Annotated in this window: 11 protein-coding genes; all 11 read right to left on the minus strand. The window is 27.5% G+C overall.

The annotated features are described in order from the left end of the window. Positions 1 to 83 precede the first annotated feature (83 nt). Positions 84 to 443 (minus strand): hypothetical protein, encoded by a 360-nt coding sequence (locus PHC28_RS15275; RefSeq protein ID WP_300102576.1) that lies wholly within the window; start codon positions 441 to 443, stop codon positions 84 to 86. A 210-nt stretch (positions 444 to 653) separates the two neighbouring features. After that, complete coding sequence (locus tag PHC28_RS15280; protein ID WP_300102578.1) at positions 654 to 1,049, minus strand: DUF2493 domain-containing protein; 396 nt, start codon at positions 1,047 to 1,049, stop codon at positions 654 to 656. A gap of 63 nt (positions 1,050 to 1,112) precedes the next feature. Continuing rightward, entirely contained in the window at positions 1,113 to 1,442 is a 330-nt protein-coding gene (locus PHC28_RS15285; protein ID WP_300102580.1) for a hypothetical protein, read from the minus strand. Further along, positions 1,439 to 1,690, minus strand: a complete 252-nt coding sequence (locus PHC28_RS15290; protein ID WP_300102582.1) for a hypothetical protein — start codon at positions 1,688 to 1,690, stop codon at positions 1,439 to 1,441. Before PHC28_RS15290 ends, PHC28_RS15285 begins: the two co-directional genes overlap by 4 nt. A 96-nt stretch (positions 1,691 to 1,786) precedes the next feature. Then, positions 1,787 to 1,987, minus strand: a complete 201-nt coding sequence (locus PHC28_RS15295) for a hypothetical protein (RefSeq protein ID WP_300102585.1) — start codon at positions 1,985 to 1,987, stop codon at positions 1,787 to 1,789. A gap of 96 nt (positions 1,988 to 2,083) precedes the next feature. Next, complete coding sequence (locus tag PHC28_RS15300) at positions 2,084 to 2,395, minus strand: hypothetical protein (protein WP_300102588.1); 312 nt, start codon at positions 2,393 to 2,395, stop codon at positions 2,084 to 2,086. A 66-nt stretch (positions 2,396 to 2,461) separates the two neighbouring features. Further along, entirely contained in the window at positions 2,462 to 2,731 is a 270-nt protein-coding gene (locus tag PHC28_RS15305; protein WP_300102591.1) for a hypothetical protein, read from the minus strand. A 96-nt stretch (positions 2,732 to 2,827) separates the two neighbouring features. Beyond that, complete coding sequence (locus tag PHC28_RS15310; protein WP_300102594.1) at positions 2,828 to 3,358, minus strand: hypothetical protein; 531 nt, start codon at positions 3,356 to 3,358, stop codon at positions 2,828 to 2,830. A gap of 76 nt (positions 3,359 to 3,434) precedes the next feature. Next, entirely contained in the window at positions 3,435 to 4,304 is an 870-nt protein-coding gene (locus PHC28_RS15315) for a hypothetical protein (RefSeq protein WP_300102597.1), read from the minus strand. Positions 4,305 to 4,389: 85 nt separating this feature from the next. Continuing rightward, complete coding sequence (locus PHC28_RS15320; RefSeq protein WP_300102600.1) at positions 4,390 to 5,010, minus strand: hypothetical protein; 621 nt, start codon at positions 5,008 to 5,010, stop codon at positions 4,390 to 4,392. Continuing rightward, positions 4,979 to 5,218: hypothetical protein (locus tag PHC28_RS15325; protein ID WP_300102603.1), on the minus strand; the 240-nt coding region annotated here is incomplete at its 5' end. The genes PHC28_RS15325 and PHC28_RS15320, both read right to left, overlap by 32 nt.

Here is a 5,218-nt window from a genome sequence, read left to right on the forward strand (position 1 = left end):
GACCTTGAGCAGCAACAGATACTATTCTAGTTATTATTTTTTCTGCTGCAATGATAGTAGTTATTTGTAGAACTAATGCCATATTATCTTACCATTAATGTTCTTGTACCTACGATTAATGTATTTATATAACCATTAGTATCTTTTGTTTTAATAAAATAAGGGAATGTTCCTTTTCCTAGTGTTTCAGTATCAATATCAGTTATAATGATTTCTATATTATATGTTGAGCCATTAGTTGATATTGTTCCAGACGAAGTTGATTTTTTTAAAGAAGGTAGAATATCTGTACTTTTTCTTCTAACTTCTAAATCAATCTCCCAACCAGTAAAATTGATCAGAGTATTTAATGAATCTGTATAAGCAAATCTCATTATAAGAGTATCTTGGATATACTCAATGAAATTAACTGTAACAGTCTCGCTTGTAATATTACTACTCATTTACCCTCCATGGTAAATAAAATATATTTATATTGATGAAAAAATATAGTAATGAACAAATACACTACTCTCATCATATATAATTTTTAATATCTCTGATATTATCTGTCACAATACAAACGTCGATCATCTTGAATAAATTTCTTTAAGACCCTACAGTTGATTTTTGTGTTATTATATCTACGTTGTTTTGTTTTAAAACTTAATATATTATTCCTCAAATAATTTTGAATTAGAATAATCCATATTCCAATTATATATTATATTATCTTGAAATATCCATACGATTGTAGGATGATTTATTTTTCTTGAGTACTCAATTGAATTAAGAGTCCCTTTTGATTTACCATCCCAAAAAGCGATAGTCATATCAGAATTATTTATTATATCTTTATTCCTAATAAATCCTGCAGATTTACCATACTTTTTCCAGTCTGGTAAATATATATCAGTTCCTATATTTATATTTTCTGCATATTCTTCTGCTATCGTATCAACACCAAGGGCACCTCCAGATACTACTATTGATATATCATATCTAGAGAGAATATCAAATATTTCTTTTTTATTATTTATATTACGACTACCAACTACAGCAACCCGCACCAAATTCTCCTAAATGATAATCATATTATGTCTTCAATAATCTCTTTTTACATTGATGAATTATTAAAGAATAGATAATTTTTCTAGAACAACGATACGATTTGATTTATCAATCAATTTATTTTTTAATTGTATATCTCTAGTTCTTTTACATGTTGATACATACCATTTCCGTGCTTTACCTCTTGGAAATGCCCGTGAAATTTTATCGATCAACTTATCGGATAACCAAATATCCATACCATTAACTTGATCATATAATGGATTAGTTAGCTGTGATACTAAAAATAAACGTTTATTTATATCTTTACTACACACGATATATTTCATAATCATATCCTTCAATTTGATTTTTTTTAATTCTTGGTTATTATAACAAATTAAATTTGTCAATTTTTAATTTTATATTCAATACCCTTAATCTTAATTTTAACAATTCTAGATAAATATGTATTCACAATATTAAAATCATCTTCTTCACTAACTATACCTCTACCAGCAGTTTTCTTTTCAACGGATTTATAATAACTTGGAGTCCATAAATTTAATTCTTCTCCTTGTTTTTCAGTTATTTCTTGCCCATTATGATAATATGCTAAATTGTGTACAGTTTGGCTTTTGAGAACTTTACCATCAATCATCAATTCATTAGTTTTATCTGATTTTAATAAAGTACCAGATATCCTGGTTTTGCCTTTTAATTCATCAGCTACGAATGTTTCATCACCAGATAATTTTTATACTTTTTTAGTATAATCGTGATTCAAATAAACGTGAGTGATATTTACGAGTTTTTGTACTTGTTTAATTCCTTTGACCACTTTACTACGTGAATCATCAACAAGATACGTGATATTCACTACCGTACTTGCAGTGATATTTTCTAGGATAGAAGCCAACTCTGATATAGTAACTTCTTTATTATTCAAAGTATTCATAATATTCACTCACATAATAGATAATTTTTAATTATTATAAATGATGTTGATGAGATGTCAATAAATATTTTTAATTTATGTTACCACCTCAATAATTCAATTGAACTTCACTTCTAACCATGCTATACGAAGTGAAGCATTAAAATAGCTTTTAACATTACCTCCATACATTTTAGCCCCATATTTTGCTATTTCCCATGCTCTTATCATAATAGATTTAGTATCATGGCCAACGATTGTTTTAGTTTCTTTGAATACGGGGATACTTGCACGAAAAATTTCGTTTGCTTCACGAACTAGTTTGCCTTCTAACCGATTGCCTGTGATAAGTATAGATAGCAGTTCAACATTATTTTCCATGCCAGCAGCAATGATGCGATTTTTTAATTCTTGACCAATGTATTTCATGATAATCACCTTTTTCAATTATTGATAATATCTCTATTTTAAATATTTTTTTAAAAAATGTCAATTTTATTTTAAGCCTAATATACGTTTTTCTTCTTCAGATAATTTACTCAATGCTTGTTCACGTATTGTTTTTTTATAGATAGCTTCTTCATATTCACTAAAACTATCATATAGTTGAATTTCTTCAACTATACCATCACCATACCCCCCAGTTCCTTTGCCTTTAACTGCTAGATAAGCATCTTCTTCATACCTAAAATAAGCAAAAGCTCGTTGCTCACCTCTACCTTCAATCATATCCGTATTTTTTGTTGCTGCATATATTGTAATCATAATATAATCACCCTTTAAAATTAGTTAATTTTTAATTCACGTTATAATTATAATAATTAAATTTTATTTGTCAAGCATTTTAAAACTAAATGTTTATTAAATTTGAAAATACTTATTATCTTCAAATTTATCATAATAATGGCCTTTTTTGATGATTTCTACTATATCATAACACAGTGGTTTATATGACTTCAACATAGATAATCTCCAAATCAAATACGAAATTTCTTGAATAGTGATATCTCCGCTATGAAATTTATATAAAATTTCTCTAACTCTATAACTTGTTTTAGAATTCCAATACAAAATCCCACTTATATTATTTCTAGTTTCTTCTTCATCAACTTGGTATTCAGAATTCCTATCCGATTTTATTTTATATAGAATTCTTGCCATATCTCTTGCAATATAACTTTTTAAAATACCTGAATCAAATGCTTCTTTTAAAAAAAATGCTTCCGAGTGATTATTTTTGTTAATTTGCTCTAATTGTACATCTCGTTCATTATTTGCGTATATCCTAATATATCCTGTATTATCTAACGCATATAAACTCAAAAACCCAAAATAATTAATTATAAATGAATCATATAATAATGTTAAATCTTCTTTATTTTGTCCTTGCATATAAGTCCTTTTGTGTATCAAAAAAAAAAGGTGTTATAGTATAAACCATAACACCTTTTAGTTGATTGATTAACTATCAATCTTCCATTGAATTAAGTAAAGCCTCATAATCTTCTTCGCTAAAATCATCATTCGTTGATTCAACTTTTTGATTAAAGACAGGTTTACTGATTTCCGCTTTTTGCGGTTTATATTGTTGTTCTTCTTGTACTGACGCAACTGAACCAGTGACTTGGTAGAACTTGGTTTTCAATTCATCATAAGATTTAAATTCACTTGGACTAATCAACGGTAATAATGGATATTCCAATTTCCACAATTGCTCCAACTTTTCGTCATCTCCATCAAATAAACTTGTAACTGGTCCAAAAGCACTATCATCATAATTTCTAAATCCAGCCACTTGTTTAATCTTGATTCTGAAATTAGCACCAGCCCAAAAATCAAATGGATTATATGCAACATCATCAGCGAATTCAGGATTCATTGCAGATTTGATCTTATCAAAGATTTTTTGACCATATCTGAAAATAAATACTTTACCTTCATTTTCTGGTCTATCCTTGTCAGAAATAACCAAGATATTTGAAAAATAGCTTTTGTTTCGCTTATGTTCGCGAGCAATTGCTTTTTCTGACTCTAGTTCAGTCGCCCATCTTTCACCGTTGTTTTCACAAACTGGGCATTTTTCGTTGATAGTTGAAGGACAATTTTCAATGAACCATTTTGAACCAGATTTAAATGAATGCTGATATTTGACGATATATGGTAGATCTTCCCCATCGACTTGGGGCAAGAATCTGATTACTGCATAACCGTTACCTGCTTTATCGACTGCTGGTTGCCATAATCTTTCATCGACTTGATAAGAACCTTTTTGATCTTCTTTATTGATTTTGTCTACTAAGTTTGAAAGTGAATTTTTTCTTAAGTTTGAAAATGACATGTTTAGTTTCCTTTAGTTGAAAATAGTTTGATCCATAATTTACTAATACTGTCATAACGATATTATCCATCAATGTATTATTACATTATTTATTTATACTCATAATTAAATTGTCAATATACCCTTTTATTTTTTGTCTATCTTCTAATATCAATAATTTCCCATATTTATGTATTGATAGACATTTTTCTTGCCATAATGGATTATTACCACTATATTTTGTAAATCCAAAAAAAGTATCTAATATTGATAATGTTTCAATATTTAATTTCAAATCAATAATCAAATCCTTGATTATTGGTGTATTATTTTCTGGTAAAAATAATTTTTTTAATGAAATATTATTATCTTCTACATATTCAATAATTGATTCTATTTCAGATTTAGTTTGGTAATTCAATTTACCCAGTCTAATTAAACGTTCTTTGTGTTCGTCTAAATACACTTTATCGAGAATATCCCTAATATAGATTTCCTTATCTATTAAAAAATGGGTTATCATTATTTCTATCAATGATAACCTTGATCCAGTAAAGTATTTAAATAACTCTTTATCTTTCCTCTTTAAAAAAGAATCTATAGTTATTTTTTGATTATCAAGTGTTCTATGCCAAAAATATCCCCATTCATTAAAATGGGTTTTAATTCCAACATAATCTTTATATACATTAAATTCATTCAGACGTGAGTTTTTCTGATGAGTCACATACTTTCCTTTGAATTTTCCTTTTACTATCAGCACAATGTTTTAACATCATAATGAACTCTTTATTCAATAATTTAACAAACTCATTTTCGCTTATATCTAATTCTTCAATAATAAGTGTACAAGCTTCGACTAAATCTATTTCATTATTAGAGTTATCAATGATTTCTCTCGTTCTATTAAATATATCATTTGGAGTGAGAGGTAT

Source organism: Flavobacterium sp. (assembly GCF_028712645.1).
Taxonomy (GTDB): domain Bacteria; phylum Bacteroidota; class Bacteroidia; order Flavobacteriales; family Flavobacteriaceae; genus Flavobacterium.

Excerpts from the sequence above, each read along its gene's own strand:
- PHC28_RS15310 (WP_300102594.1), bottom strand. The coding sequence starts at position 3,358 with ATGCAAGGACAAAATAAAGAAGATTTAACATTATTATATGATTCATTT.
- PHC28_RS15315 (WP_300102597.1), bottom strand. The coding sequence starts at position 4,304 with ATGTCATTTTCAAACTTAAGAAAAAATTCACTTTCAAACTTAGTAGAC.
- PHC28_RS15290 (WP_300102582.1), bottom strand. The coding sequence starts at position 1,690 with ATGATTGATGGTAAAGTTCTCAAAAGCCAAACTGTACACAATTTAGCA.
- PHC28_RS15300 (WP_300102588.1), bottom strand. The coding sequence starts at position 2,395 with ATGAAATACATTGGTCAAGAATTAAAAAATCGCATCATTGCTGCTGGC.
- PHC28_RS15305 (WP_300102591.1), bottom strand. The coding sequence starts at position 2,731 with ATGATTACAATATATGCAGCAACAAAAAATACGGATATGATTGAAGGT.
- PHC28_RS15295 (WP_300102585.1), bottom strand. The coding sequence starts at position 1,987 with ATGAATACTTTGAATAATAAAGAAGTTACTATATCAGAGTTGGCTTCT.
- PHC28_RS15275 (WP_300102576.1), bottom strand. The coding sequence starts at position 443 with ATGAGTAGTAATATTACAAGCGAGACTGTTACAGTTAATTTCATTGAG.